Source organism: Pseudomonas sp. 3296 (genome assembly GCF_031456615.1).
In the GTDB taxonomy this organism is placed as follows: domain Bacteria; phylum Pseudomonadota; class Gammaproteobacteria; order Pseudomonadales; family Pseudomonadaceae; genus Aquipseudomonas; species Aquipseudomonas mucoides.
Window position 1 is genome coordinate 521051 of sequence record NZ_JAVDUY010000004.1, and the last position, 25084, is coordinate 546134.

At 60.8% G+C, this 25084-nt stretch carries 24 protein-coding genes and 2 pseudogenes; 11 read left to right on the top strand and 15 right to left on the bottom strand.

All coding sequences use genetic code 11. The features are described from left to right. The first annotated feature begins 30 nt into the window (after positions 1–30). Positions 31–1149 (top strand): P1 family peptidase, encoded by a 1119-nt coding sequence (locus J2X66_RS13650; RefSeq protein ID WP_310265086.1) that lies wholly within the window; start codon positions 31–33, stop codon positions 1147–1149. A gap of 37 nt (positions 1150–1186) precedes the next feature. Here J2X66_RS13650 and J2X66_RS13655 read toward each other — a convergent pair whose 3' ends face one another. Next, a complete protein-coding gene (locus tag J2X66_RS13655) occupies positions 1187–1642 on the bottom strand; it encodes a cupin domain-containing protein (protein WP_310265087.1) in 456 nt (151 codons plus the stop codon). A gap of 241 nt (positions 1643–1883) precedes the next feature. Between J2X66_RS13655 and J2X66_RS13660 the strand changes: the two genes are divergently transcribed. Next, positions 1884–2327 carry a hypothetical protein gene (locus J2X66_RS13660; RefSeq protein ID WP_310265089.1) on the top strand — a complete coding sequence of 148 codons (444 nt, stop codon included), beginning with the start codon at positions 1884–1886 and terminating at the stop codon, positions 2325–2327. A gap of 56 nt (positions 2328–2383) precedes the next feature. Here the strand turns inward: J2X66_RS13660 and J2X66_RS13665 are convergent, their stop codons facing one another. Beyond that, the gene (locus J2X66_RS13665) at positions 2384–2914 is read right to left on the bottom strand and encodes a helix-turn-helix domain-containing protein (RefSeq protein WP_310265091.1); all 531 of its coding nucleotides are present in this window, start codon (positions 2912–2914) and stop codon (positions 2384–2386) included. A gap of 100 nt (positions 2915–3014) precedes the next feature. Here J2X66_RS13665 and J2X66_RS13670 point away from each other — a divergent pair, with 100 nt between their 5' ends. After that, positions 3015–3650: an isochorismatase family cysteine hydrolase gene (locus J2X66_RS13670; RefSeq protein ID WP_310265093.1), complete on the top strand. Its 636-nt coding sequence runs from the start codon at positions 3015–3017 to the stop codon at positions 3648–3650. After that, entirely contained in the window at positions 3647–5212 is a 1566-nt protein-coding gene (locus tag J2X66_RS13675) for an aldehyde dehydrogenase (NADP(+)) (RefSeq protein WP_310265095.1), read from the top strand. The genes J2X66_RS13670 and J2X66_RS13675 overlap by 4 nt, the downstream gene beginning before the upstream one ends. A gap of 14 nt (positions 5213–5226) precedes the next feature. Here J2X66_RS13675 and J2X66_RS13680 read toward each other — a convergent pair whose 3' ends face one another. Continuing rightward, positions 5227–6162: a Ppx/GppA family phosphatase gene (locus J2X66_RS13680; protein ID WP_310265097.1), complete on the bottom strand. Its 936-nt coding sequence runs from the start codon at positions 6160–6162 to the stop codon at positions 5227–5229. Between the two features lie 195 nt (positions 6163–6357). Between J2X66_RS13680 and J2X66_RS13685 the strand changes: the two are divergent. Further along, a pseudogene (locus tag J2X66_RS13685) lies at positions 6358–6459 on the top strand (polyphosphate kinase 2); the annotation flags it as partial. 3 nt (positions 6460–6462) lie between these two features. Here J2X66_RS13685 and J2X66_RS13690 read toward each other — a convergent pair. Both J2X66_RS13690 and J2X66_RS13695 read right to left on the bottom strand, forming a co-directional pair. Continuing rightward, positions 6463–6876 (bottom strand): cupin domain-containing protein, encoded by a 414-nt coding sequence (locus J2X66_RS13690; protein WP_310265098.1) that lies wholly within the window; start codon positions 6874–6876, stop codon positions 6463–6465. 42 nt (positions 6877–6918) lie between these two features. Beyond that, a complete protein-coding gene (locus J2X66_RS13695) occupies positions 6919–7671 on the bottom strand; it encodes an SDR family oxidoreductase (protein WP_310265099.1) in 753 nt (250 codons plus the stop codon). 255 nt (positions 7672–7926) lie between these two features. On the opposite strand from J2X66_RS13695, the gene J2X66_RS13700 reads away from it, so the two are divergent. Both J2X66_RS13700 and J2X66_RS13705 read left to right on the top strand, forming a co-directional pair. Then, the gene (locus J2X66_RS13700) at positions 7927–9510 is read left to right on the top strand and encodes a winged helix-turn-helix domain-containing protein (protein WP_310265100.1); all 1584 of its coding nucleotides are present in this window, start codon (positions 7927–7929) and stop codon (positions 9508–9510) included. A 388-nt stretch (positions 9511–9898) separates the two neighbouring features. After that, entirely contained in the window at positions 9899–10318 is a 420-nt protein-coding gene (locus J2X66_RS13705) for an organic hydroperoxide resistance protein (protein WP_310265102.1), read from the top strand. A 398-nt stretch (positions 10319–10716) separates the two neighbouring features. On the opposite strand, the gene J2X66_RS13710 is transcribed toward J2X66_RS13705, so the two are convergent. Together J2X66_RS13710 and J2X66_RS13715 are read right to left on the bottom strand one after the other, a co-directional pair. Then, complete coding sequence (locus J2X66_RS13710) at positions 10717–11052, bottom strand: hypothetical protein (protein ID WP_310265104.1); 336 nt, start codon at positions 11050–11052, stop codon at positions 10717–10719. A 120-nt stretch (positions 11053–11172) separates the two neighbouring features. Continuing rightward, entirely contained in the window at positions 11173–11601 is a 429-nt protein-coding gene (locus tag J2X66_RS13715) for a DUF1801 domain-containing protein (RefSeq protein WP_310265106.1), read from the bottom strand. A 277-nt stretch (positions 11602–11878) separates the two neighbouring features. On the opposite strand from J2X66_RS13715, the gene J2X66_RS13720 reads away from it, so the two are divergent. After that, positions 11879–13591, top strand: a complete 1713-nt coding sequence (locus J2X66_RS13720) for an amidase (RefSeq protein WP_310265108.1) — start codon at positions 11879–11881, stop codon at positions 13589–13591. A gap of 48 nt (positions 13592–13639) precedes the next feature. Here J2X66_RS13720 and J2X66_RS13725 read toward each other — a convergent pair whose 3' ends face one another. Next, complete coding sequence (locus J2X66_RS13725) at positions 13640–14020, bottom strand: RidA family protein (RefSeq protein WP_027924731.1); 381 nt, start codon at positions 14018–14020, stop codon at positions 13640–13642. Positions 14021–14087: 67 nt separating this feature from the next. Next, positions 14088–14627 carry a carbonic anhydrase gene (locus J2X66_RS13730; RefSeq protein WP_310265111.1) on the bottom strand — a complete coding sequence of 180 codons (540 nt, stop codon included), beginning with the start codon at positions 14625–14627 and terminating at the stop codon, positions 14088–14090. Between the two features lie 157 nt (positions 14628–14784). Between J2X66_RS13730 and J2X66_RS13735 the strand changes: the two genes are divergently transcribed. Beyond that, complete coding sequence (locus J2X66_RS13735) at positions 14785–15678, top strand: LysR family transcriptional regulator (protein ID WP_310265112.1); 894 nt, start codon at positions 14785–14787, stop codon at positions 15676–15678. On the opposite strand, the gene J2X66_RS13740 is transcribed toward J2X66_RS13735, so the two are convergent. Then, positions 15675–16691 (bottom strand): succinylglutamate desuccinylase/aspartoacylase family protein, encoded by a 1017-nt coding sequence (locus J2X66_RS13740; protein ID WP_310265114.1) that lies wholly within the window; start codon positions 16689–16691, stop codon positions 15675–15677. The two genes, J2X66_RS13735 and J2X66_RS13740, sit on opposite strands and share 4 nt — an antisense overlap. A 171-nt stretch (positions 16692–16862) precedes the next feature. Between J2X66_RS13740 and J2X66_RS13745 the strand changes: the two are divergent. After that, a pseudogene (locus tag J2X66_RS13745) lies at positions 16863–17348 on the top strand (TetR family transcriptional regulator C-terminal domain-containing protein); the annotation flags it as partial. Here the strand turns inward: J2X66_RS13745 and J2X66_RS13750 are convergent. The 5 genes from J2X66_RS13750 to J2X66_RS13770 all read right to left on the bottom strand — a co-directional run bounded on the left by J2X66_RS13750 (position 17304) and on the right by J2X66_RS13770 (position 22629). Further along, a complete protein-coding gene (locus tag J2X66_RS13750; RefSeq protein ID WP_310265116.1) occupies positions 17304–18311 on the bottom strand; it encodes a DMT family transporter in 1008 nt (335 codons plus the stop codon). The pseudogene J2X66_RS13745 and the gene J2X66_RS13750 overlap by 45 nt on opposite strands. Beyond that, positions 18311–19009 carry an ABC transporter permease subunit gene (locus J2X66_RS13755; protein ID WP_310265118.1) on the bottom strand — a complete coding sequence of 233 codons (699 nt, stop codon included), beginning with the start codon at positions 19007–19009 and terminating at the stop codon, positions 18311–18313. Before J2X66_RS13755 ends, J2X66_RS13750 begins: the two co-directional genes overlap by 1 nt. Before the next feature lie 5 nt (positions 19010–19014). Then, positions 19015–19728: an ABC transporter permease gene (locus J2X66_RS13760; RefSeq protein ID WP_027924737.1), complete on the bottom strand. Its 714-nt coding sequence runs from the start codon at positions 19726–19728 to the stop codon at positions 19015–19017. 87 nt (positions 19729–19815) lie between these two features. Beyond that, the gene (locus J2X66_RS13765; RefSeq protein ID WP_310265121.1) at positions 19816–20598 is read right to left on the bottom strand and encodes a transporter substrate-binding domain-containing protein; all 783 of its coding nucleotides are present in this window, start codon (positions 20596–20598) and stop codon (positions 19816–19818) included. Between the two features lie 27 nt (positions 20599–20625). Continuing rightward, entirely contained in the window at positions 20626–22629 is a 2004-nt protein-coding gene (locus J2X66_RS13770; protein WP_310265123.1) for an aminotransferase class I/II-fold pyridoxal phosphate-dependent enzyme, read from the bottom strand. 619 nt (positions 22630–23248) lie between these two features. Between J2X66_RS13770 and J2X66_RS13775 the strand changes: the two genes are divergently transcribed. Beyond that, positions 23249–25009 (top strand): caspase family protein, encoded by a 1761-nt coding sequence (locus J2X66_RS13775; RefSeq protein WP_310265125.1) that lies wholly within the window; start codon positions 23249–23251, stop codon positions 25007–25009. Positions 25010–25084 lie beyond the last annotated feature (75 nt).

Below are 25084 nucleotides of genomic sequence, written 5' to 3' on the forward strand. Positions count from 1 at the left end.
TTTTCTAACGAATTGAAGATGAGAAACCCGATGAAACCACGTGCCCGTGACCTGAACATTCAGTTCGGCCAACTGCAACCCGGCCCCCTCAATGCCATCACCGATGTACCCGGCGTCCGCGTCGGACACAGTGAAGTGCGTGGCCGTACCGACAGCGGTCGTGACATCCACACCGGCGTCACCCTGATCGAACCGCGTGCCGGTTCCACCAACCAGCAACCGTGCTTTGCCGGCGTGCATGTGCTCAATGGCAACGGTGACGCTACCGGTCTTGAGTGGATTCGCGAAGCCGGTCTGCTGACCAGCCCGATCGCCTTCACCAACACCCACAGCCTCGGCGTGGTGCGCGATGCACTGATTGCACTGGACCGGCAGGCCCAGCCCGATGACGGCCGGTTGTACTGGAACATGCCGGTGGTGCTGGAGACGTTCGATGGCTTGCTGAGCGACATCAATGGCTTCCACGTCAAACCCGAGCATGTGGCCCATGCACAGCGCAATGCCGTCGACGGACCGGTGATCGAAGGCGCAGTAGGCGGTGGCAGCGGAATGATCTGTCATGAGTTCAAAGGAGGGATTGGCACGTCCTCGCGACGCTTGAGCCCGGCGCAAGGCGGCTGGACCGTCGGCGCCATCGTCCAGGCCAACCATGGCATCCGCAACGAGTTGCGTGTCGACGGTTACCCGGTGGGACGCTACATGGAACAGGTCGACTCGCCCTTCCTCAAAGCCTCGCTGCCGTATCCGGGCATGGGCTCCATCGTCGTCTGCCTGGCCACGGATGCGCCATTGCTGCCGCACCAATGCACGCGCCTCGCGCAGCGTGCCAGCCTGGGATTGGCCCGCACCGGTGGCGGTAACGAGGACCACAGCGGTGACATCTTCATTGCCTTCGCCACCGGCAACCAGCAGGTGCCACCCGCCGCCTATGAAGGCAAAGGCGCGCCGACGTGCGACAACCTGCGCATGGTCAACAACGATCACATCAGCGAGTTGTTTCTGGCCGCGACCGAGGCCGTGGAAGAAGCCATCATCAATGCGCTGCTGGCGTCTGACACAGTGGAAGGCAACGGCCATACGGTGAAGGGGCTGGATGCGGACACGCTGCTCAAGGCATTGCGCCAGGCGGGTTGGCCGGGGCAGCGCTGACAGAATCGCCCGATGCCATGCATCGGGCGAACACGGCTTACTCCTCCAGCACCAGCAGCGGCGTGCCTTTCTTCACAATGTACGTCGCCAGCTCCGACGCTTTACCGCCACCCACGTTCTTCGCCAGATGCGCCGTGCCCTCCGGGATGTACAGCGAATCGCCAGCCTTGAGCGTGACCGGTGGCTGGCCCTCCAGCTGATACTCAAACGAACCTTCGATGACATAAGCCACTTCCACTCCGGGATGCGAGTGTTTAGGCGAGGACACGCCGGCATCGAAATCGACACGCACCTGAATCACCTCACGCTCGGCCGCCCCCAGGTCTTTGCGCACCAGATCGGTACGGTGGATGCCGGACTGCCAGCTTTTGCCAGCCTGCGCCTCATCGCTTGATTCGCCCGCCTGCGAAAAACTCGCGAAAGCTGCCAGTGAAAGAACGGCAAGGGCAATGCCTGACCGGCCAGCCGTGTTGCGGGAAGTGATACGGGACATCGCGATTCTCCAATGATTGCCGTCAATACGGTGAGCCCATTTAGAGGGTTCGGTGTATCCCGCTCGTGTCACGCAGGCCATGGTTTTGTATGCGAAGTTGGCTGCCGGCACCGGAGATACTTAGCGATACAAACGTGTACCCGTGAAGACCGATTATCTGAAGAAATGCCCAGCGCCCCCTGACAGCTAGAATTGACGGGGGGGATCACTTCAACGCGTTCTTGCAAGCGGGAGTATCACGATGAAAATCGTATCTTCGCTGGCGTTGGTGGTGGCGGCCGGGTGGCTCTCCGGGTGTTCGACGGTGCCTGACAGTCAAATCACCAACATTCCCCTGCACGCCACGTCCGTCAACGCCGGGAATATCGCCCGGCCCATCATGATGCCCAAAGGTAATGCCACCGAGTTCTGGTTCGCCGTCAGCGGCGAAACCATGGGCAGCGCATTACCCGGTCGTTTGACGGCTTACATCTATCCCGGCAGCTGCGCCAATCTGGGTGCAAAACCGGCCTATGACCTGAACGACGGACCGAATGCACGGTTCTATTCATCTGCATCGATGCAGTATTTCTGGAAAAGCGCACCGGTAGCGGTCGAGACGCTTCGAGCCGGCAGCTATGCGCTGGTGGTACGTGAAAGCCCGGCCGATGGTCGTCAAAGCATTTACTGCGGCAAGCTGAGCTGAAGCCGCGGGTTGTCCCTGCGTTCCCGACTGCGCTGTGGGAACGCCTTTTTCTTTAATTACTGATCCTGAGCCGCCACCGGGTCCGCACCGCGGCCACCTTTGAAAGCGTCTCGCCGTGCCTTGCGTTCAGCAGCGTAGGCCTCGCTGGGCGTGCTGATCAACTCGCCACGGCGCAGCAGTTCGCCGCAATGTGCGCACAACGGACCCAATCCGGCAGGCTGGCGACAGGTGGCGTGGGTGTAAACGACCGCCAAGCCCTCCTCCTCTGACTTGCACCAGGTTTCACCCCAGGCGCGAAGTGCCAGCACCACGCAATAGAACGCATCGCCTTTGGGTGTCAGGTGGTACTCGTAACGCGGAGGCCTCTCGCTGTAGGCGCGGCGCACGACCAGCCCGTCAGCCTCCAGGCGCTTGAGACGGGTGGCGATCATTTGCGGGGTCCCGGCGGTTTGCGCCTGGATCTCGTCGAATCGATGGCTGCCCATGAACAACTCGCGCAGCACCAGGACCGTCCAGCGGTCGCCAACGATGGCCTCGGCCCGTGAAATCGGGCACAGGGTTTCAGGAACAGGTGTATTTACCGACATGCGGTCTTGCCTCTTTTGCAGTTACTATGATTATCATATCAACATGATGTCCGGGCAAGCGCCGGGCATCGGTCACTCAACACTCCTGGAGAACACCGCCATGTCAAAAGCCCTCTACCCCCTCGACAGAACCGCTTATCTGTTGGTCGACCCCTACAATGATTTCCTTTCCGAAGGCGGCAAAGTCTATCCGCTGATCGAACCGATCGCCGCGCAAGTCGGCCTGCTCGACAACCTGCGCGCACTCGATCGCACCGTCCGTGCCCTCGACATCCCGGTGGTCATCGTACCGCACCACCGCTGGGAACAAGGCGACTACGAAAACTGGGATCACCCAAGCCCCACCCAATGCAAGATCATGCACATGCATCACTTCGCGCGTGGCGAATGGGGCGGCGAATGGCACCCGGATTTCGCGCCCAAGGACGGCGACATCGTCGTTCAGGAGCACTGGGGTTCGAGCGGCTTTGCCAATACCGACCTTGATTTCCGCCTTAAGCAGAAAGGCATTACCCACGTGATCATCGTTGGGTTGCTGGCCAATACCTGCATCGAAGCTACCGCACGTTACGCCCAAGAGCTTGGCTATCACGTCACCCTGGTGCGCGACGCAACGGCGGCCTTCAAGCCAGAAATGATGCACTCGGCCCATGAACTGAATGGTCCTACGTTCGCTCATTCCATTGTGACCACGCCCGAGCTTATCGCCACGCTGACCCAAGGTGATCGCCCATGACATTGACAGGCAAACTCCTGATCGGCGCCCACGATGTGCCCGGTTCCGAAGGGACGATGAAGGCGCTCAATCCGGCTACGAATCAGCTGATCGAACCGGATTTCGCACTGGGTGGCGTGGCCGACGTCGACCGGGCAGCGACCCTCGCCGATGAAGCATTCGATGTTTACAGCCACACCTCGCTCGACCGGCGCGCGGCGTTCCTGGACAGCATTGCCGACAATCTCGATGCGGTCCGCCAGACGCTGGCGGCCAGAGCCGCCCTCGAAACCGGCATACCAGAAGCGCAACTGGAGGGCGAAGCGATCAAAGCCGCCACCCAGTTCCGTCAATTTGCCAATGTCGTGCGCAAAGGACGCTTCCTGCAACTGGCCATCGATCCGGCACAACCTGATCGTCAGCCGCGTCCGCGCATGGACCATCGTTTGCAGAAGATCGCCCTCGGCCCGGTAGCGATTTTCGGCGCGAGCAACTTCCCTATCGCCTATTCGATTGCCGGCGGTGATACCGCTTCGGCACTGGCCGCCGGCGCAACCGTGATCCTCAAGGCGCATAACGCGCATCCCGGGGCTTCGGAAATTCAGGCGCGGGCCATCCGCGACGCTGTGCAAGCGCACAATCTGCCCGAAGGCGTGTTCTCGATGGTGCGCGGTGACGGTAACGCCATCGGTGAAGCGCTGGTCGATCACCCGCTGATCAAAGCGGTGACGTTCACCGGCTCGGAACGTGGCGGCATGGCGCTGTATCGCCGTGCGCAACGGCGTCCGGATCCGATTCCGGTGTTTACCGAGATGACCAGTATCAACCCGACGTTCATCCTGCCTCATGCGCAGGCGACAAAAGGTGCGCTGATCGGTGACGGCTTTATCGAGCGCATGCTGGTCAACGTCGGGCAAGCCTGTCTCAAACCCGCGCTACTGATTGCCATCGACGGGCCTGGCTTTGAGGCCATGCGCGCCGCGATGATCAAGCGCGTCAATGAGGCGTCGGCGCGACCGATGCTGACACCCGGCATTCACACCGCCTATTTGAACGGTCTTGGCCAGATAGAGGGCGCAGGTGCACGGCGTATTGGCGAAGGTTCACCGGCCATTACGGCACTGGAAGGCACCTCTGCGTTGCTGGAAGTCGACGGCGATCAATTCCTGAGCGAAACGCTGCTGGCTGAAGAAGTCTTCGGCCCGTCAGCGCTGTTGGTGAATGTCAGGAATGAGGCAGAAATGCTCGCTGTTGCGCGTTCTCTGCGGGGGCAACTGTCGGCGGCCATGCACCTTGAGGACGAGGATTTGCCCTTGGCGCAGCGCTTGTTGCCGGTGCTGGAGCGCCGCACCGGACGCATCGTCGTCAATGCCTTCGCGCACCCGCAGGAAGTGACGTTTGCCACCGTTCACGGCGGACCGTTTCCGGCGACGTCGGACAGCCGCTTCACGTCGGTCGGCATGACCTCGATTGAGCGGTTCTTGCGCCCGGTGGCTTACCAGGGCTTTCCGCAAGCACTACTGCCTGAGGTGCTGCGGGACGCAAACCCGATGGCATTGCCTCGTCTCATTGACGGTATCTAGAACGGGGGCGGGGTTCAATGCCGGGCCATCAGGTCATGCAGGACCCCGAACCTCAACCCGCCTTCGGAAGGCGTCATTTGCGAGATACCGAAGACTTTGAATGCCGCCAGCATCACCACCAGCCCACCCGGCAGGGTGCTCAAGCGATGGTTTTGCAGGCCGGCCAGCTTGAGTTGCTTCACATGCCCCACTTCCAGCAGGCGCAACGACAGGCGCAAAAGGCCGCTGTAGGTGATGCCGCTTTCGCCTTCGTCGTTCATGCCGTTGGCCTTGAGCACTTTGGCGAGCATCCGTGCCGTCCCCGACGAGCCGATGGCCTGCTGCCAACCCAGGGCACGGTAACGCCGCGCCACTTTTTCGAATTGCAGCGTGGCCACCCGCTCCGCCTTCAGCAACGCCGGAGCCGTGATGCAACCACCGGAAAAATAACGCGCGCCAAAGGTGCCGCTGCCAATCGCGATGCTTTCGGTTAACAGCGGCTGAGTGCCCTGCCCCAGAATCAGTTCGGTAGAGCCACCGCCGATGTCCACCACCAGTCGCATGCTCTGCGGGCTGGGGATCGAATGGGCCACACCGGCGTACACCAGATGCGCCTCTTCGTACCCGGAAATCACATCGATCCGAAAGCCGAGATGACGCTCGGCGCTCGCCAAAAACAGTTGTGCGTTGTCGGCCTCGCGCACTGCGCTGGTCGCCACCGCCCGCACCCGACCCGGCTCAAATCCGCGTAGCTTTTTGCCGAATCGCGAGAGCGCCTGCCAACCACGGTCCAGCGCCATTTCATCCAGCGCTCCACCTTGGAAACCCTCCGACAAACGGACAGGTTCACGCAGGGTTTTCACCTCGTGAATCATCCACTTCTGGTTCCGTTTGACCGGTTGGCCAATCATCATGCGAAACGCATTGGAGCCCAGGTCGATGGCTGCAAACAGGGAGGCGTCTCCTTTCATGGGGCGGATTCCTGGCAATTTCATCAGCCCGCGGACGGAGTTCCGCTGAGCGTTCAAGACGGTTTGCGAGGATCCTGCCATGGGTTAGGTGACACCAGGATGACAACACGTTTTTTTGCGATGTCTTCATCGTCACTTGTCCGTCACATCCCCCGGCCAGCATGGCGACTTCCACCCCTGTCGGGACTCGGACCATATTTCCAGCGCTATGTCTCGCACCTGCCGGCCGCCAGTGAAATCGTGCTGTTCGACCGCAGCTGGTGCAACCGTGCGGGCGTCGAGATGGTCATGGGTTTCAGCTCACTTCTTGATCGGTGTGACGAGTTCCTTTTCGCTGGTGTCGAGGACGAACACCGCCAGGAGGCGTGCAGGCTCGGTGTCGCTGGCGTTGGCGCTGACCAAGTGCACGGAACCCGGCTCCTCTACAAAGTTTTCTCCGACGTGGTAGATCTTTTCCGGCTGACCTTTGACTTGGATGCGAAACGAGCCTTCCAGGACAGTTGCATAGATGAAGGCCGTTTTCGGATGGGTGTGGGATGGCGACGCAGCGCCTGGCCCATACTCGACGACGACGCCTTTCATGCTCTTGCCAGGAAGATTGGGAATAGGACGGTCGAACACGACCGTCACCTTGCCGTGGGGCGGCTCAGCAGCAGACGCTGCGCTGATCGATAGCGCTGCGAAAGCCGCGGCCAACAGGATTCGAGTAACCATGGGATGGCTCCTTCGTGGGTGGGAATGTGAGGGCGCGAGCCGTTACCGGGCCTTCGATTGAGCGATCCAGTCTTCGAAGCAGATCGCCCCCAACCGTGGGTTCTTGCCAGGCACCAGCGATTGATCGTCGAGCACGGCACCGAAGTAACGGGCGTGCACGTCCGGCGAGACCCTGCGGCTGTCCCCCGTCACCCGCAGAAAACGCCTGGCGAGTTCGTCGATCGGCATCGCTTCCGGGCCGCCGACTTCAACCGTGCCATTGACCGGTGCTGCCAGCACCACTTCGGTCAGCGCCGCCACTACATCGTCGGACGCTATCGGCTGGATCAGCGCCGGCGAAACACAGAACTCCTCGCCGACGGCGAACGACTGGACGATGCCTTCGACAAACTCGAAGAACTGCGTGGCACGCAGGAGGGTGTAAGGAATGCCGGATGCCTTGATCAGGTTTTCCTGCGCGACCTTGGCCCGGAAATAACCGCTGTCGGGAAGGCGTTCGCTACCGACGATCGACAGGGCTACGTGATGACGAACCCCGGCGGCCGCTTCGGCGGCCAGCAGGTTACGCGTCGATGTTTCGAAAAAATCAAGCACGGCCTGGTCTTCCCACGACGGCGCGTTCGCCACGTCCACGACGATGTCAGTACCATCCATCGCTGCGGCCAGGCCTTCGCGGGTGATGCTGTTCACGCCCGTGCTGGGGCTGGCGGCGACCGCGTCGTGGCCGCGCTCGCGAAGGGTGTTCACAAGTTTCGATCCGATGAGGCCGGAGCCTCCGATAACTACGATCTTCATGGCTGTTCTCCACGTGTCGACGGCAACCATTGCGTCGGTGTAGAGAGATTGCATGCGCGCACGCGGCAAGTCCTTGCAGCGGGCTTGGATTTACCTTCATGAACGATTGGATTTGCGTCCAAAGCAGTGGTTATTCGTCCATCGTCACCGTAGACCATGCAACGGGTTTCGAGCTGCCGTATTATCAATCTCAACTAAATATCACCAGCAGCCTGGGACACGGAGTTGAAGGCGCTTTGCCAGGGGACGCCCACGTTGCAATTCGCGTTTGAAGACTTCGTGCTCGATCAAGAGCGCCGGGAATTGACCTTGCGTGGGCAAGTCGTGGCCGTCGGGCCGCAGACTTTCGATCTATTGCTGTACCTGGTGTGCAACCGCGATTGCGTTGTCAGCAAGGACGACTTGCTCAAGGCCGTGTGGAGCGGCCGGATCGTCTCGGAGTCGACGATCACCAGCCACATCAATGCGGTGCGTAAAGCCATCGGCGATACGGGCGAAGAGCAGCGCCTTGTCCGCACAATTGCCCGTAAGGGTTACCGCTTCGTCGGGCACATCAACGTCGACAACAGCGAGCAAGCGCGACACCCTGGCGTCGACGAACACACGGCCTCCAGGCAAACGCCCTCCTCTGCGCTGCTTCTCCCGGACAAACCGTCGATTACGGTCTTGCCCTTCCAGAATCTGAGCGGCGATCCAGAGCAGGAATACTTCGCCGACGGCGTGGTAGAGGACATCATCGTCGCCCTTTCAAGGATCCGCTGGCTGTTCGTCATCGCGCGCAATTCGAGCTTCACCTACAAAGGTCGGGCGGTGGACATCCAGGGCATCGGTCAGACGCTGGGCGTTCGCTACGTGCTCGAAGGCAGCGTGCGCAAGTGCGGGAACAAGGTGCGCATCACCGGGCAACTCATCGACGCGACCAGTGGCACGCACCTCTGGGCGGAACGCTTCGAAGGCCTGATCGACGACATCTTCGAGTTGCAGGATCAAATCGCCGAAAGTGTCGTGGGTGCCATCGCGCCGCAACTGGAACGGGCAGAAATCGAACGCGCCAAACGCAAACCCACCGAAAGCCTGGACGCCTACGATTATTACTTGAGGGCCATGGCAAAACTGCACAGCGGCACCCGCGAAGCCATCGCGGATGCCCTGCCGATGTTCAACACAGCCATAGAACTCGACCCCGAATTCGCCTCAGCCTATGGCATGGCCGCCTGGTGCCACTTCTGGCGCAAGCTCAATGGCTGGATGAGCGACCGGCCTGCAGAAATCGCCGAAGGCACACGGCTTGCGCGCCTGGCGGTGACACTTGGACGCGACGATGCCGTCGCGTTGACGCGCGGCGGACATGCACTTGCTCATCTGGCCGGTGATGTCGATGGGGGCATAGCGCTGCTCGACAGGGCACGCCTGCTCAACCCTAACCTCGCCCCCGCCTGGTTCCTGGGCGGCGTCTTGCGCGCGCTGCGCGGTGAAACTGAAGGCGCCATCAAGGACTTGACCCATGCCGTTCGCTTGAGTCCGGTGGACCCCGAAATGTTCAGGATGCAGATCGGGATGTCGCTCGCGCACTTCTTCGCCGGCCGCTTCGACCTCGCTACGCAATGGGCGGAAAAAGCCTTGGGCAACCTGCCCAATCTGCTGGCCCCGGTGGCCTTGGTGGCGGCCAGTTACGCGCTCAGCGGACGAATGGACAAAGCGAAGCAGGCCATGCAGCACCTGCGAGCGCTGGATCCGATGTTGCGGGTTTCTAATTTGAGGGATTGGCTGCCTATTCAGCGTGCGGAGGATCTTGCACGGTTTACGGAGGGACTGCGGCGGGCGGGGTTGGGTGAGTGAGCCGGGGATGGCTGACCGTAGGAATGACAAACAGTTGACCTATTCAGGCACAAAAGCGGTTCGCGTGTTAATCAGAACTGCCAAACCCACGAGACTCATGATCGCTCGATAACCGTCTCGTAATCGTCCAGGGTCATGACACGAATGTTGAACATTGAGTGCGCCTGAAAGTGGGAATTGTCTGGCGCAGAAGCCTATCAGATGCAATTGCGACGGGCTGAATGGTATCGATCTGTATGTTTGCCGGCGATCTTACACAGCGATACACAACGGCCGATTCCAGACACATACGCACGACATGAGGGTGCAAAAGTGCGCCACGTCGCAAGGACTTCCCTGAACCCGCGACCTGCATAAACAAGCCCTAAACCCTCAGCAGGAACTTGCCATGATCAATCAAATCGACACCGTGCTGTACACCGGCAAAACCCACACCACCGGCGGCCGTGACGGTCAGTCCAAAAGTTCGGACGCACGCCTGGACATCAAGCTGTCCCCTCCCGGTTCGTCGGGCAGCGGCACCAATCCGGAACAGTTGCTGGCGGCAGGTTGGTCGGCGTGTTTTATCGGCGCGATGGGTAAGGCGGCAGTCGCATTGAAAGTCGCCCTTCCAAGCGACGTGGCCGTGGATACCGAAATCGACCTGGGCAAAATCGACAACGCTTTTTTCCTTCAAGCACGCCTCAATGTCAGCCTTCCAGGCCTGGATCCAGCCACCGCTCGCGCCGTGGTGGACGCTGCTCATCAAACCTGCCCGTACTCCAAAGCGACCCGTGGCAACATCGATGTCGAGATCAATCTGGTGTGATCCGGCCTGCTGGAACAGCCCGCCTTTCGGGGCGGGCCGTGCCGATAGCAGTTTTCCGTCCTGCAATGTTTTTCACAGGACGAAATCGGTCTAAAAAGCGCGCTTTACACTGCGCATGCTTTGCTATTCTCAAGGTGTAGGTGAAGACGCAGACTGATGCGCAAGCGGATAGCAAGGAGACGTGGGGCACGTCCCGAAGGGTACACGGTTAGAAAGATCTCCGCGCTGAGATCCAGCCCTTATGCCGTGTGAAGCAGAAGTACATAACACTGTTCTGTCAGAGTCCTGATAAACCTTGTAAGCCAGAAACCAGCACTGGCCACCTACTCGAAATCCGAAGCCCGCCCTGTGCGGGCTTTTTCGTCTACGCCTCCCCACCTATCAGCAGGACTCTGGGCTTACTGAACGTTTTTCAGCTTGACCACATCACCGGAGATTTTGGTGGTGTAACCGGTCAGGACCCAGGCCCAGAACCAGTTTTCCTGCACTTGGGTGTTGATCATCGCGTCGCCGCCCTTGGCTTTGATCGCCGCGTCTTGCGCGCGAACAAAACGGCTGTTCTGCCGGATCGGGATCACACCAAACAGCAACAGGCCGGTAGCGGATGCTTCGCTGTGGCCGAGGACGGTGTATTGACTGGCATCGTAATGCTGAGTGTTCATCGGGGTACCGGTGCAACCCGCCAAAACCAGACCGAACAGAGCAACCGCGACAACTTTACTGAGGTACTTCACTGAAAAACTCCATGAGAATGTGCCCGGGATCCGTCTCTCGGGCGGCGCACACTCTAACGGAGGTGATGGCCAATTGGTACTACCGACAAAAAATTGCGCTGGTGTTATCCCGATTTGTACTCACTTGGCCGGTTTACGCCGAGCGGCCGCCCGCGACAGGTTGAGCGCCACGGCGGACTTGATCAGTGCCTCCAACGCCTTTTCATCGAGCTTTTCGCCCTCATGCACATCAATGGCACGTCGCGTATTGCCTTCCAGGCTGGCATTGAACAGCCCTGCCGGATCCTCCAGCGCCGCGCCTTGGGCGAAGGTCATTTTGACCACGCTTTTGTAGGTCTCCCCGGTGCAGAGGATCCCGGCGTGTGACCAGACCGGCACGCCCCGCCACTTCCATTGCTCGACCACCTCGGGATCGGCCTGGCGGATCAACGTTCGAATGTGACCGAGCATCTCGCCCCGCCAATCGCCCAGTTCCTTGATTCTGTCGTCTATCAACGCCGAGGCGTCCTGCGTCACGGCAGCCTGTGCAATGGGCTCGTCCTTCTTCATACAGTGATCACCTTCTTCATGATGGTTTTGACCCGCCTCATGATAGTTGCCGCTCGCCCACCGCTCGAGCGCCACTGACTGACGGCGCCCCGTCCGGCACGATCTGCGCACAGCGTTTCCTCTGCCACCGGCTTAATGCCAAAATGCAACGCTCAGGTCACCCGTCCAGCCCCTGCCCCGCGTCATGCAGTGCAACGAGAATCGATATGAACCCCCATTTTCAGATAAGTGATGCCCCTGAATCCCACGTCTCCCATCAATCGCCGGCGGTCACAGCATGATTGAAGTCACTGAGGTTTCCATTGCGCAACTGCGTGCTGCGCTTGAATCCGGCCAGACCACGGCGGTCGAGTTGGTAGAGGCTTATCTCGCCAGGATCGATGCCTACGACGGCGCCGACACCCCTACCGCCCTCAACGCGGTGGTGGTTCGCAACCCCGATGCACTCAAGGAAGCGCAAGCGTCGGATGCCCGTCGGGCCAAAGGCGAAACGCTGGGCCCGCTTGACGGTATCCCCTACACGGCCAAGGACAGCTATCTGGTAAAGGGGCTGACCGCCGCCTCCGGAAGCCCGGCCTTCGCCAATCTGATGGCCTATCGCGATGCGTTCACCATCGAACGCCTGCGCGGTGCCGGTGCGATCTGTCTGGGCAAGACCAACATGCCGCCCATGGCCAACGGCGGTATGCAGCGCGGGGTCTATGGTCGTGCCGAGAGCCCGTACAACGCGGACTACCTCACCGCGCCTTTCGCTTCGGGTTCGTCGAACGGTGCCGGCACCGCAACTGCTGCCAGTTTCGCCGCGTTCGGCCTTGCGGAAGAAACCTGGTCGAGTGGGCGCGGCCCGGCGTCGAACAATGGCTTGTGCGCCTACACGCCCTCGCGCGGGGTGATTTCGGTGCGCGGTAACTGGCCGCTGACACCGACCATGGACGTGGTCGTGCCGTTCGCCCGGACCATGGCGGACCTGCTTGAGGTGCTCGACATTGTCGTGGCCGAAGACCCGGACACACGCGGCGATCTGTGGCGGATGCAACCCTGGGTGCCGATTCCGAGTGTCTCCTCGGTGCGCCCGGCTTCCTATCATGACCTGGCCGCGCAACCGGACGCACTCGCCGGCAAGCGTTTCGGTGTGCCGCGCATGTACATCAACAAGGATCTTGAAGCGGGCACCAGCGAGGCGCCGGGTATCGGCGGGCCGACCGGGCAGCGCATCAACACCCGCGCCTCGGTGATCGGTCTTTGGGAAGCGGCTCGCAAGGCCCTCGAAGCCGCCGGCGCTGAAGTCGTCGAAGTCGATTTCCCGCTGGTCTCCAACTGCGAAGGTGACCGTCCGGGCGCGCCGACCGTGTTCAATCGCGGCATCGTCTCCAAGGAGTTCCTGCACCATGAATTGTGGGACCTGACGGCCTGGGCGTTCGATGATTTCCTTCAGGCCAATGGCGATCCGAAACTGAACCGTCTGGTCGATGTGAATGGACCGCTGATATTCCCGCACGACCCCGGCACGCTGCCTAACCGCGAGGGCGATCTGGCGGCCGGCATGGACGAATACGTGCGAATGGCCGAACGCGGCATTACGCCGTGGAACGAGATCACCACCGTGCCTGATGGCTTGCGCGGGCTTGAACACACACGGCGTATCGATCTTGAGCAATGGATGGATCGCCTGGGACTGGACGCCGTGCTGTTCCCGACTGTCGCCGACGTGGGCCCGGCGAACGCCGATGTCGATCCTGCGTCTGCGGACATTGCGTGGAGCAATGGCATTTGGGTCGCCAACGGCAACCTCGCCATCCGCCACCTCGGCGTTCCGACGGTCACGGTGCCGATGGGCGTGATGCCGGACATCGGCATGCCTGTCGGGCTGACGTTCGCCGGTCGCGCCTATGACGATTCGTCGCTGCTGCGCCTGGCGTCGGCGTTTGAAGCCACCGGGAGCAAACGCTTGATCCCGCCGCGCACCCCGCCGCTGCCAACCCAGCCGTAAACATTGAGCGGGATTGGTGCGCTACAGGCTCCAATCCCGCTCAATAATTCAGCCCTTGGCCGCCATTGCGGTGACTTCCACACGCATGCCTTCGACCGCCAAAGCGGCCACGCCCACAGCGGCGCGAACCGGCCACGGCTTGGCGAAGAAACGCTTGTAGACCTCGTTGAACGCGGCGCGATCCGCCATGTCGGTGAGGTAGATGGTCAGGTGCAACACCCGATCCATCGAACTGCCAGCCCCTTCCAGGGCTGACTTGAGCGCTTGCAGCGTGCATTCGCTCTGCTCGACGATGCCACCCAGTTCCAGACTGCCGTCGGCGCGGGTAGGGATCTGAGTGGAGACCAGCAGCCCGCCAAAACCGGCAACGTCGGAGGAGATGGAGTCCTGGTCTGGATCAGGGATGAACGTGATGTCTTGGTTAGCCATGAGGATCTCGCGCTTGAGGTGAAAAGGGGCTGTTGCGTATCAGGCGCGCAGTTTACATCCATCTCATTTAATCGGGGCGCAGCAACCCGGAAGGAACCACCGTTTCGATCAGCCCGGTCGTCACGTCGTACACGAGCCCCGTCACCGTGAAACCACCCGGCAGGTTCGGATTGGCCTTCAGTGCCGCCACGTCAACCGCCACCGCTTTATAAGGGTCGTCGATTTCAAGCGCTGCCAACTCGTCTGTCGCGACGCCCATGTGTTTGGCCAGCAATTCAGGCGCATGGTGGTAGCAACCGCGAATGCCGCAATCGGTGTGGTGCAGAACAATCAGGTTCCAGCCTTGCCCCACCGCCACGCCGCCAACACGCGAAACGGTGCCAAGAATGGCCATCGTCTCAAACAGCGTCGGGTTCACGCGGCCGCCGACGTTACGGATCACCGCGGCCTCACCGGGCTCAAGCTGGAGCACATCCATCGGGTCGACGCGGGGGTCGACGCAGCCGAGGATCAGAGTGTGCTGCGAAGGAATGATCTTCAAATCGGCAGCGAAACCGTTTGCGGCGAACGCCACATTGCGTTGGGTCAGGGTCTGTAAAAAGCCCATGGTCATCTCCATCAATCAGGTGTGGAATCAGCCGCGCTACGGCAGCAGGTGTCTCACTATCCCGTCCGGCCAGATCCTCCGGTAGCCGTCGAATCAAGCTAAGATTTATCTCGGATCAGCATCAATGCCTTTGCTCGCCCACAACAGGAACGCTGCCATGCCCTTGAAAGACATCCTCACCCTGAGGCTGTACACCCGCGTCGCACGGCTCGGAAGCTTTTCGGCAGCCGCACGTGAAAGCGGGCTGGCGCAGTCCCAGGTGTCGCGGATGATTGCCGAGCTGGAGGCCAACCTGGGGGCACGTCTGTTGTCGCGCACCACCCGGGCGGTGGTGCCGACCGAGGCCGGCCTGGAGTTTCTGGCGCGTATGGAGCCGATTCTGGCGGCCGTCGACGACGCCGAAAACAGCGTGCGCGAGACCGGCGAGTTACGCGGGTTGCTGCGCATCGGGATGCCGTCGACGATGGGCATTCGTGTGGTCATCCCCAGGCTGGTGGCGTTTACCGAGCGTCATCCCCAGTTGCATCTGGAGTTGATGCTCGAAGACCAGTGGCAAGACATGGTCAAGGAGGCCGTCGACATCGGTATTCGCGTGGGTCACCTGCCGGACCTGGCCGGCACCGCGCGGCGGATTGGCACCATGCATCGGGTGATCGTCGCGTCGCCGGCCTACCTCAAGCGCCACGGCACCCCCACCCTGCCGAACGACCTTGCCCATCACCGGATCGTCGGTGGTCCGGCCGGCGCGCAGGCCTCGTCCTGGCAGTTTGAACGCGACGGTAACGTTGCTTGCGTCGATCTCACGCCACAGTTCTCAACCAATGACACCGCAGGCGCCCTGGCTGCCGCCGCCGGCAGCCTCGGCATCGTGTCAACGACGTCCTGGGCCAGCGCCCTGGAACTGGCCAGCGGTGATCTGGTGCAATTGCTGCCGGAATGGAAAATGGCAGACCTGCCCGTGCACGCCTACTTTCCACTGGGACGCACGACGCGCATGGCAGCGCGGGCGTTCGCCGACTTCCTCGCCACCACGCTCCAAAGCAATGCCTAGTTTGGGTCCAGCAACCCGCCGCTCCAGTTGCGCGAGACCCGGCTGCCGGTGAATTTCGCCACCACCATGCCCTGGGACACCAGCCGATCGCGATAACGGGTGACCATGCGCCCCGCTTGTTCGGCGACCAAAACCATCTCGGACGATGGATCGCCCGGCCGCCGCAGAATCCGCGCAAAGCGCTGCCCTTCTTCGACGAAATCGCCCAACTCTTTTTCAAAGATCAGCACGCCGGGCTGCGGCGCCAGAATGGTTTCCATGTGGCCCATTTCCATCGCCTCGACGGGCCAGTCATCGGGTGCCTGCGCCTCATCGATGACCCCGCAGCCGCATAGCCAGACGTACAACCCTTCGGCGTCCTGCTCGGCAAACCGGTCGCTGACGTCGCCTTGCCCGCGCAACTCCAGTGTCGCCGCCATGCGCTGGTCGGTGACGCCGTCGCGCAGCCATGGCGCAATGAGGGTCTCTTCGAAAGAGCCATCGCCGCCGTCATCCCAGATGATCGCCACGTCCATTTTCATCGCGGCGGCCAGTGCACGGCCACGGGGCCAGAAACGGCGGTGAACGTAGAGGTAGGGCAATGCTTCGTCATCGGTGTGCAGGTCGAGCATCACGTCCGCCGGGGCCGCGAGCTGCACCAGTTTTTTTTGCCATTCCTGGACGTTGGTCGAGGGTTGGGCCATGGCGACCGACTGGTCGAACCCGCGGTTGAAGTTATGCCCGGTAGCGTCGTGAAAGCGGCCAAGAATGCGTCCCTGGCGAAACTGCCCGATGCCCAGCGGATTGGCTTGCGGCACAACCGTCACGCGGCCGTTGAGCCGCCCTTGGGCCTGGGCGACCTCAAGCTTCTGCATCAGCAGATGCAATACAAGCATCCCGGCGATTTCATCCGCATGCACCCCGGCCTGGAGGTGCACGGTCGGCCCGCTGCCATTGCCGTCGTAGCGCCAAGCGCTGACCTGCACCGGGTCACCGTTGTTGTTGCGAACACTGAACGAAACATCCTGCACCATCTGCTAGTCCTCCCGCGTCACGAACGTTAAAAACCGACACGTTGCCAAGGCCGAACTGGAGATTGAACGCACGTTCAACTAAGCTCGCCAACCAGGCAACACACCCAAGGACTCCTTGTGACAATCCCCACCCCAAAAAACCGCCGTGCAGTACCGGACGAGCGTCGTGAAATGCTGGTGGCCGCCACCCTGCGCTGCCTGGTGCGCGACGGTCACGCCGGCATTTCCGTGCGCCGCATCGCCACCGAGGCCGGGGTGTCCGTGGGGTTGCTCAATCACCATTTCGGCAGCATCGATGCGTTGATTGCCGACACCTATCAAAAGATCGCCAGCGAGCTGACCACCGCCCTGCTACAGGAAATCCAGCAGGCCGGCACGCCCGCGCAGAAGATGGACGCGTTCCTCACCGGCTCCTTCTCGCCTCGGGTCATGGACCCGCAATTGCTTGGGGTCTGGGTGGTGTTCTGGAGTCTGATCCGGCACTCCGAACACGTCAGCCAGTCCCACGAAAAAAGCTACCGCGCCTACCTCGACTTGCTCCGCCAACTGCTGGATGACATGGCGGCCAGTGAAGGCTTCGTGATCCACGACACGCGCCTGGCCGCCATCGGTTTATCGGCGATGCTCGACGGTCTCTGGATCGAGTGGTGCCTGAACCCCGAAACCTTCAGCCCCGCCAACGGCCTCCACATCTGTCGCTGCTGGATAAAGGGGTTGCGACACGGAGCATTCAGCACCGACGACGTCCTGTGAGGGGTGACGGCCGAAGATCATCGCCAGCGTGCCGCTGACGGCGATCAGCCCGGCACCGACCATCAGCGACACGTCCATCAGCGTGCCCCAGATCAGGCTCGACAACAGGAACGCCCAGATCAGCCCGGTGTATTCGAACGGTGCGAGCAACGTGGCCGTGGCCCGCTGAAAACTGGCAAACAGCAGAAACTGGCCGATGCCGCCAACCAGCCCGGCGCCGAGCATCCCGAGCCACGCGGGGGTGGGTGCGGGTGTGTAGGTCCAGGGCAACGCCACTGCCATGCAAATCACAAACACCACGTTGGTGATCAACATCTGTTCGAGCACGGACGTCTGCTCATCCACCTGGCGCAACTGGATGTAGGTGAACGCCCAGCACATCGCCGCCAACAACGTCAGCACCACCGGCACCGGATCGACCAGGTTGCTCGGGCGGCAGGCGATGATCACACCAACAAAACCGATGATCAGGCTGAGCCACTGCCAGCCGCTGGCGCGTTCCTTGAGAATCACCGCCGCCAGCACCGTAACCATGATCGGTGCGGAAAAATATAACGTGGTCATTTCCGCCAGGGTCAGGTCCCGGGCCGCCGTGTAATACAGCACCCAGGCAACAATCGACAACAACCCGCGCACCACCAGCAAGCGTCGGCTCGGCGAGCGCCAGGCGCGCTGGACCAAACGCAAATGCCCGGCCAGCAGACAGGCCAGGACCACCACAAGGGCGCGCCAGAACAGAATGCTGACCACCGAATAATCCGCCACCAGCCGCTTGATGGCGGCGTCCTGCAGGGCCAGGAACGTATAACCCAAGGTGCACAGGCCTATGCCTTGCAACGACCGGTCGACCATCCTTGGCGTACTCATTACACCGACCTGCGCACGGGCGTCCCGCGCCGTTCGGCAAAGGCAAACAGCGCTTCGATCATGAACGTCAGGCAGACATACACGCCGGCCACCAACAGCAGCGGTTCATACACTTGCAGCGTTTGCGCACGTACTACGTTGGCGGCGCCCAACAGATCGACAATCGCAATGGTCGAGGCCAGAGCGGTGGACTTCAGCAGCATCACGGTTTCCCCGGCCAGGGTCGGCAACAGCAGACGCAATGCCCTGGGCAAACGCACCCGCAGCAACAACTGGCGCGGGGTCATGCCAAACGCCGACGCGGCTTCCATCTCACCCTTGGGTACCGCCAGCAACCCGCCGCGAATCACTTCGCCGACATAGGCCCCCACCGACACCACCAAGGCAAACACGATGTACCAGTAACCGTCGCGCAGGTATGGCCAGAGGAAGCTGCCGCGAATCAACGGGAACTGCGCAAACAGGCTGCCGAGGCCGTAGTAGAAGATGTAGATCTGGATCAGCAACGGCGTACCGCGCGTCACGCTGGTATAGAACAGGCTGACCTTGGCGATCACTTTGTTTTTCGAGATCCGGGCCAGCGCCACCAGTACCGCGAGCGCATAACCGAACACGCTGGAAATCAACAAAATGGTGATGGTCGTTTGCAGCCCCCGGCCCAACAGCGCCGCGTATTCAACTATCCACGCTGGAATCATTTCATTCACTCAGCCAAAGGCATCCAGCGACGGATGCGTCGCTCAAGCCGTCCCGACAGGTAGTTGGACACCAGCGTCACGGCGTAATACATCGCCGCGGCGGTGAGGTAGAACAACAGGTAGTGACGCGTCGAGCCCGCGCCTTGCTTGGCGGTGTACAGCAACTCGTTGGTGCCGACCACGCTGATCAATGCGCTGTCCTTGATCAGGTTGATCCACAGGTTGGCCATCCCGGCCATGGCGTAAGGCGCCATGATCGGCAGCGTGACCCGTCGGAACAGGCCGAAGCCGCTCAAGCCGAACGCTTTGCCTGCCTCGATCTGACCGAACGGAATAGCCTGGATCGCCGCCCGGAAAATCTCCGAGGCGTACGCGCCCTGCACCAGCCCCAGCACCACAATCGCCGCCAGCGGACCGCTGACATTCACCGTGTCGTAGCCCATCTGCGCCATCAGCGAATTGAGCAGCATCGAACCGACGTAGTACAGCAGCAGGATCAGCAACAACTCCGGAACCGCACGGAATAACGTGGTGTAACTGCGCATCAGTGCCGCGATCGGTTTCGGCGCGCCCAGCTTGAGGCAGGCCACCACCAGCCCGATCAGGAGCCCGAGCACAAACGCCCCGGCGGAAATCTGCAGGGTCATCCAGAGCCCTTTCAACAGCGCACTGCCCCATCCTTGTTCGCTGAAATTGATCAAATCGAACATTGCCGGCATTTCACTCTCCCGTTAAAGCACCACCGGACCCTGTGGGCGCGAGCTTGCTCGCGCCCACAGGGTTTTGCATCGGCCACAGGATCTCTATCAGAACGCTGGTTTCACACTGGTGCCGAAGTAGTGTTGGGACAGGTCGTCATAGTCCTTGCTCGCCAGCAAGGTCTTGATGGCCGTGTCGAGTTTGGCCTTGAGCTCGGTGTCGTCCTTGCGCAGGCCGGCGCCCACGCCTTTGCCGAAGATCGGGTCGTAAGGCACTGCGCCGAGGTAGGCCAGGTCCTTGGCATCCGGGGTCTGGACGAAGGCCGCCATGGCCGTGCCGTCCGCCATCATCAAATCGATACGACCGGCAATCAGGTCAGCGTTGGCCGAGTCCTGGGTGTCGTAATACTTCACGTCGGCAATGTTTGAGTAGTACGTCTTCAGGTAACTGGCGCTCACCGTGGAGTTCTGCACGCCAATGGTCTTGCCCTTGAGGTCATCCGGGTACTTCTTAACAGAAGCGTCCTTCGGCCCGACAATCGCGATCACCGAATCGTAGTAAGCCTTGCTGAAGGCGATCTGTTTTTCCCGTTCTTCAGTCACCGACATCGAGGAAAAAATCACGTCGATCTTCTTCGCCAGCAATGAGGGGATGATGCCATCCCACGCCACTTCCTTGATCTCGCACTCGGCTTTCATCTCGCTGCACAGCTTGTGGATCAGGTCGACTTCGAAGCCCTTCCATTCACCGTTGGCCTGTTTCTCGGTGTACGGCGGATAGGGTTCGGCCGCGACCGCGAACCGGATCGGTTGCGCCTGCGCCGCGCTCATGCCAGCCAGCAACAAGCAGGCCGCGCCGGTAAACCAGTTTGCCAAACGTCGATTTCCCATGATTTTTCCCCGTCTTTTTATGATGTTTTAGCGAGTCTGATGTGCGTTGACGAACTGTCGGCAACGTTCACTGCGTGGGTGTACGAACACTTCATCCGGCGAACCGGTTTCCTCGATCAGCCCTTGGTGCAAGTAGGCGACTTTGGACGACACATCACGGGCAAAGGCCATTTCATGGGTCACCAGGATCATGGTCCGGCCTTCTTCCGCGAGGGAGCGGATCACCCGCAGCACTTCGCCGACCAGTTCCGGATCGAGTGCCGAGGTGGGTTCATCGAACAGCATGACCTTGGGCCGCATGGCCAGGGCCCGGGCGATGGCCACCCGTTGTTGCTGTCCCCCGGAGAGAAACGCCGGGTACTCGTTGCGCTTGGCCGCAAGCCCTACGCGTTCCAGCAAGGCTTCAGCCCGTTCAGTGGCTTCGGCACGGCTTTCACGCAGGACCTGGGTCGGCGCTTCGATGAGGTTTTCCAGCACCGTGCGATGGGGCCAGAGGTTGAAGTTCTGAAACACCATGCCCAGGCTCGAACGGATCCGCACCAGCTGTTTGGCGTCGGACACCAGTGGCGCGCCGGGACGGTCGTGGTTGAGCTTGATGCTTTCGCCGTCCACCAGAATGCGTCCCTGGTCCGGCACTTCGAGCATGTTGATGCAGCGCAGCAAAGTACTTTTGCCCGAGCCGCTGGCTCCGATCAGGGAGATCACATCGCCTTCGCGGGCCGTCAGCGAGACGCCCTTGAGCACTTCGATATTGCCGAAGCGTTTGTGCAGGCCATCGACTTCGATCATGGTCTTGGACGTGACGGGGACAACGGTGGCTTCGCAGGTGACGCGACTGATCACCGGTCGTGGCGCCTCACCTTTCAGCATCAGGACAAAATCGCGAATACGCTGACAGGCCTGGGCCAAGCGCTCTTCTCCGAGGGTGAACGAGAGCCGCACAAAGCCTTGCGCCGGCTCGCCAAACGCCGCCGCATCGAGGACCGACACGCGCGCCTCGCGCAACAGGCGCCAGGCGAACTCCAGCGAAGTCAGCCCGGTGTCCCGCACGTCCATCAACACGAACATGCCGGCATCGGGGTTGAGCACTGAAATGCCCGGGCAGTTGGACAGACTCGTGACCACCAGATCACGCCGACGGCGATAGATGTCGCGCATGCCGTGGGTCACGTCTTCGTGGGCCTGCACCGCTTTCAGCGCCGCCTCCATCACAAACCCCGGCAAGCCATAGAGCATGCTCAGCACCAGGGTTTCCGCGTGGGCGATCAAGGCTTCGTTGGCGACGATCCAGCCGATCCGCCAGCCGGTCATGGCATGGGATTTCGACAGGCTGCCGACCACCACACAGCGCTCGGCCATGCCCGGCAACGCCGCGAGGCTGAGGTGTTCGCGTTCGAAGGCGAGGCTTTCGTAGACTTCGTCGACCACCACCCACAGGTCATGTTCGATGGCGAGGTCGGCGATGGCTTGCAGCTCTTCGCGGTTGAGCACCACGCCGGTGGGGTTGTTCGGGTTGGAGAAGAAAATCGCCCGGGTGCGCGGGGTGATGGCCTTGGCCAACACAGCGACATCGAGCCTGAAACCGCAATCCGCCGAGCACGGCACCCGCACCAGCGTTGCACCCGAGGCTTTGAGCGTCGCCTCGTACGTCACGTACATCGGGTCCAGGGCAATCACTTCATCGCCCGTGTTGAGCAGGCACATCGAGGTGATGAACAACGCGTTCTGTGCCCCGGCCGCGACGATCACGTTCGGCGCTTGCACCTCACGGCCGAGCAATGGGCTGTAGCGGTTGGCGATGGCTTCGCGCAAGGCCTGGCGACCGGCGATCTCGGTGTAGTGAGTGTCACCCTCGCGCAGCGCTTCGATGGCGGCATCGGTGATGAAATCGGGAGTTGGGAAATCCGGGTCACCGACGCTGAGAATGATCACATCCTCACCACGGCGCTGGGCTTCAAAGGCTGCATTGTGAATATCCCAGGCGGCCACACCGTCGCCTGAAATCCGCTCAACAAAAGGTGAAAACCGCATGCCAGTGCCTCGTTCGAATTGAAGAAACGCCAGCCCGCGCTACCCGCCGGGGAGGTGGCCATCAACATAGTCGAAGCTGAACAGTCGTTCAACAGAAAAGTCGCGAAGGTTCGCGTTCAGCGTAAAGAGGTCGTTTTCACGACAGTCGCGGCGTTTTCAGCACGGGGGCATGGTGAGGCTGAATGGGAATCCGAGAGGGTTTCCGGCCACGAAAGTTTAATAAGACGGGTACAACGTCTGAGTCAGCTTTATTGGATAAGTGCTGCACATTAGATAATTCCTTCGCATGTGTAACACCAACAAGACACTTATAAAACCTGACACCTTTAACCGAGCCTAAACCTCAATAACATCAGCACTTCTTGGCGAGGCGCTTTCCTCAACACCCCGAACCGTAAGGCCTTCACTCGCACCTTAGAAGTTCACCCCAATAGCAATGCTCTAAATTAAAAACAACTGACTGATTCCAATTAATCATAAAAAAGCCCAGTCGGATTTTGCTAATCGAATATGCTCAACTCAACGCACCAACAGGCAGTTAGTTCTCTTATCAAGCCGATGACAACAACCGCTTGTTCATGCAAATAACGCCAGCAGACATCACTTCAAGGAAATGGACATGAAGATCAAGGTTCTGTGCGTGCATGGCATTGGCCATGAAGAAGCGGATGAGAGTTTCGAGCAATCCTGGAAACGGTCGATTACCACGGCGGTGCTGAGCGTGGCGCCCAATGCGGTGATCGAACTGGACTATTTCGAGTATGACGCGCGCTTTGCGTCCAGCGGTCTGGGCGCGCCGGAAATTGCCGAAGCGACGCTGCGTCTACTGACCAGCGCCGTCATCCATTCAGTCGGGGATCTGTTCCGGCGTGATCGCGGCATCGGGCAGTTTCCCGACCGCCTGCGCTGGACGGCCGGCATGGTGGCCCAATGGACCGCCGACGAGGCGCTGCGAACCACGCTGCGAAAAGACCTCGCCACGCGCATCAACGACTCAGAACCGGATATCGTCTGTGCGCACAGCCTAGGAACACTGGTCGCCTATGACACGTTCCGTCGGGATCCGTCGCTGATGAACAAGCGCGTGCTGATCACGTTCGGCTCGCAGATTGCCAACCCTGCAGTACGCGAGACGTTCGGCGGACGTATCGAAGGCATTGACACGGCATACAAGTGGTACCACCTCTACAACGAACACGATCATGTGTTTACCGCACCGCTGTACCTGCGCGATGCCAACTTCACTCAAGTCATGACGCCTTTCGACAAACCGGGCGACGCGCTCAATCACGATGCAACGTACTACCTCGGTCACCCCGAAACCCGGTCCAATGTCTGGGGCCCGCTGTTACAGGTCGGCCTCGCCAGGGGGTTCGACAAACGTTTGCTCGCCGTCGACAAATCACTCGGTCTGGCCGTGCCAAAGGCACAAACCGCACGTCGTTCGCGAGACAAGGCGTTGCTGATCGGGATCAACAACTATCCCAACCCTTCGGACCGGCTCGAGGGTTGCGTCAATGACGTGTTCCTGATGAGTTCATTGCTGCAAGAGTCGAACTTCTCTCCGGATGACATCCGCGTCGTGCTCGATGACCGCGCCACCACCGCCGGCATTCGCGATCGCCTGCACTGGTTGCTCGACGACGCCCAGGCAGGTGATCGCCGAGTGCTGTTCTACTCAGGGCACGGTGCGCAGATTCCCAATACCAATGCCGCCGGCGAGGCCGATCGCATCGATGAATGTCTGTGCCCCTGGGATTTCGACTGGACGCCGGAGCACGCCATCGTCGACAACGACTTTCGCGACCTGTACATCCAGCTGCCGTACAACACACAGTTCATTACCATCTTCGATTGCTGCCACTCGGGCGGCATGACGCGTGAAGGCGCGCGGCGTGCCCGAGGGTTGACACCACCGGATGACATCCGCCATCGCGCCCTGCGCTGGGAGGCCAGTCTGCAGATGTGGGTCGAGCGCGATTGGGTGAAAGAGGCGCGCAAGAACGCGCAGAAGGCAGAAGCCGCCAACACCGTGAGCAATCGCGACGGCATTCGCCGGGTCGGCCAGGCCATTGCGGTACGAGGGTACGACGACAAGCTCTACAACAGACGCCGCATCGCTTACAAACACGATGGCCCTTTTCTGCCGATCCTCATGTACGCCTGCGGGGAATCCCAACTGTCGTATGAGTACCGTCACGGCGTGATTTCGTACGGCGCGTTCACCTACGCGCTCGCCCAGACGCTGCGCTCATCCAAAAAGCGTCCGACATTCAATGCCTTGGTCCGCGCCACGGGCAAGCTCCTGGCCGAGCTGGGTTATGACCAGAAGCCGGCCATTGTCGGGCCGAAGGTTTTACTCGGCAAAGTCGTTCCATAAACCATCAACCACCATGCTGAAAATCAAACCGGGCGTCTTGAAGACGCCCGGTTTCTTATTGAGTGGGTCAAAATC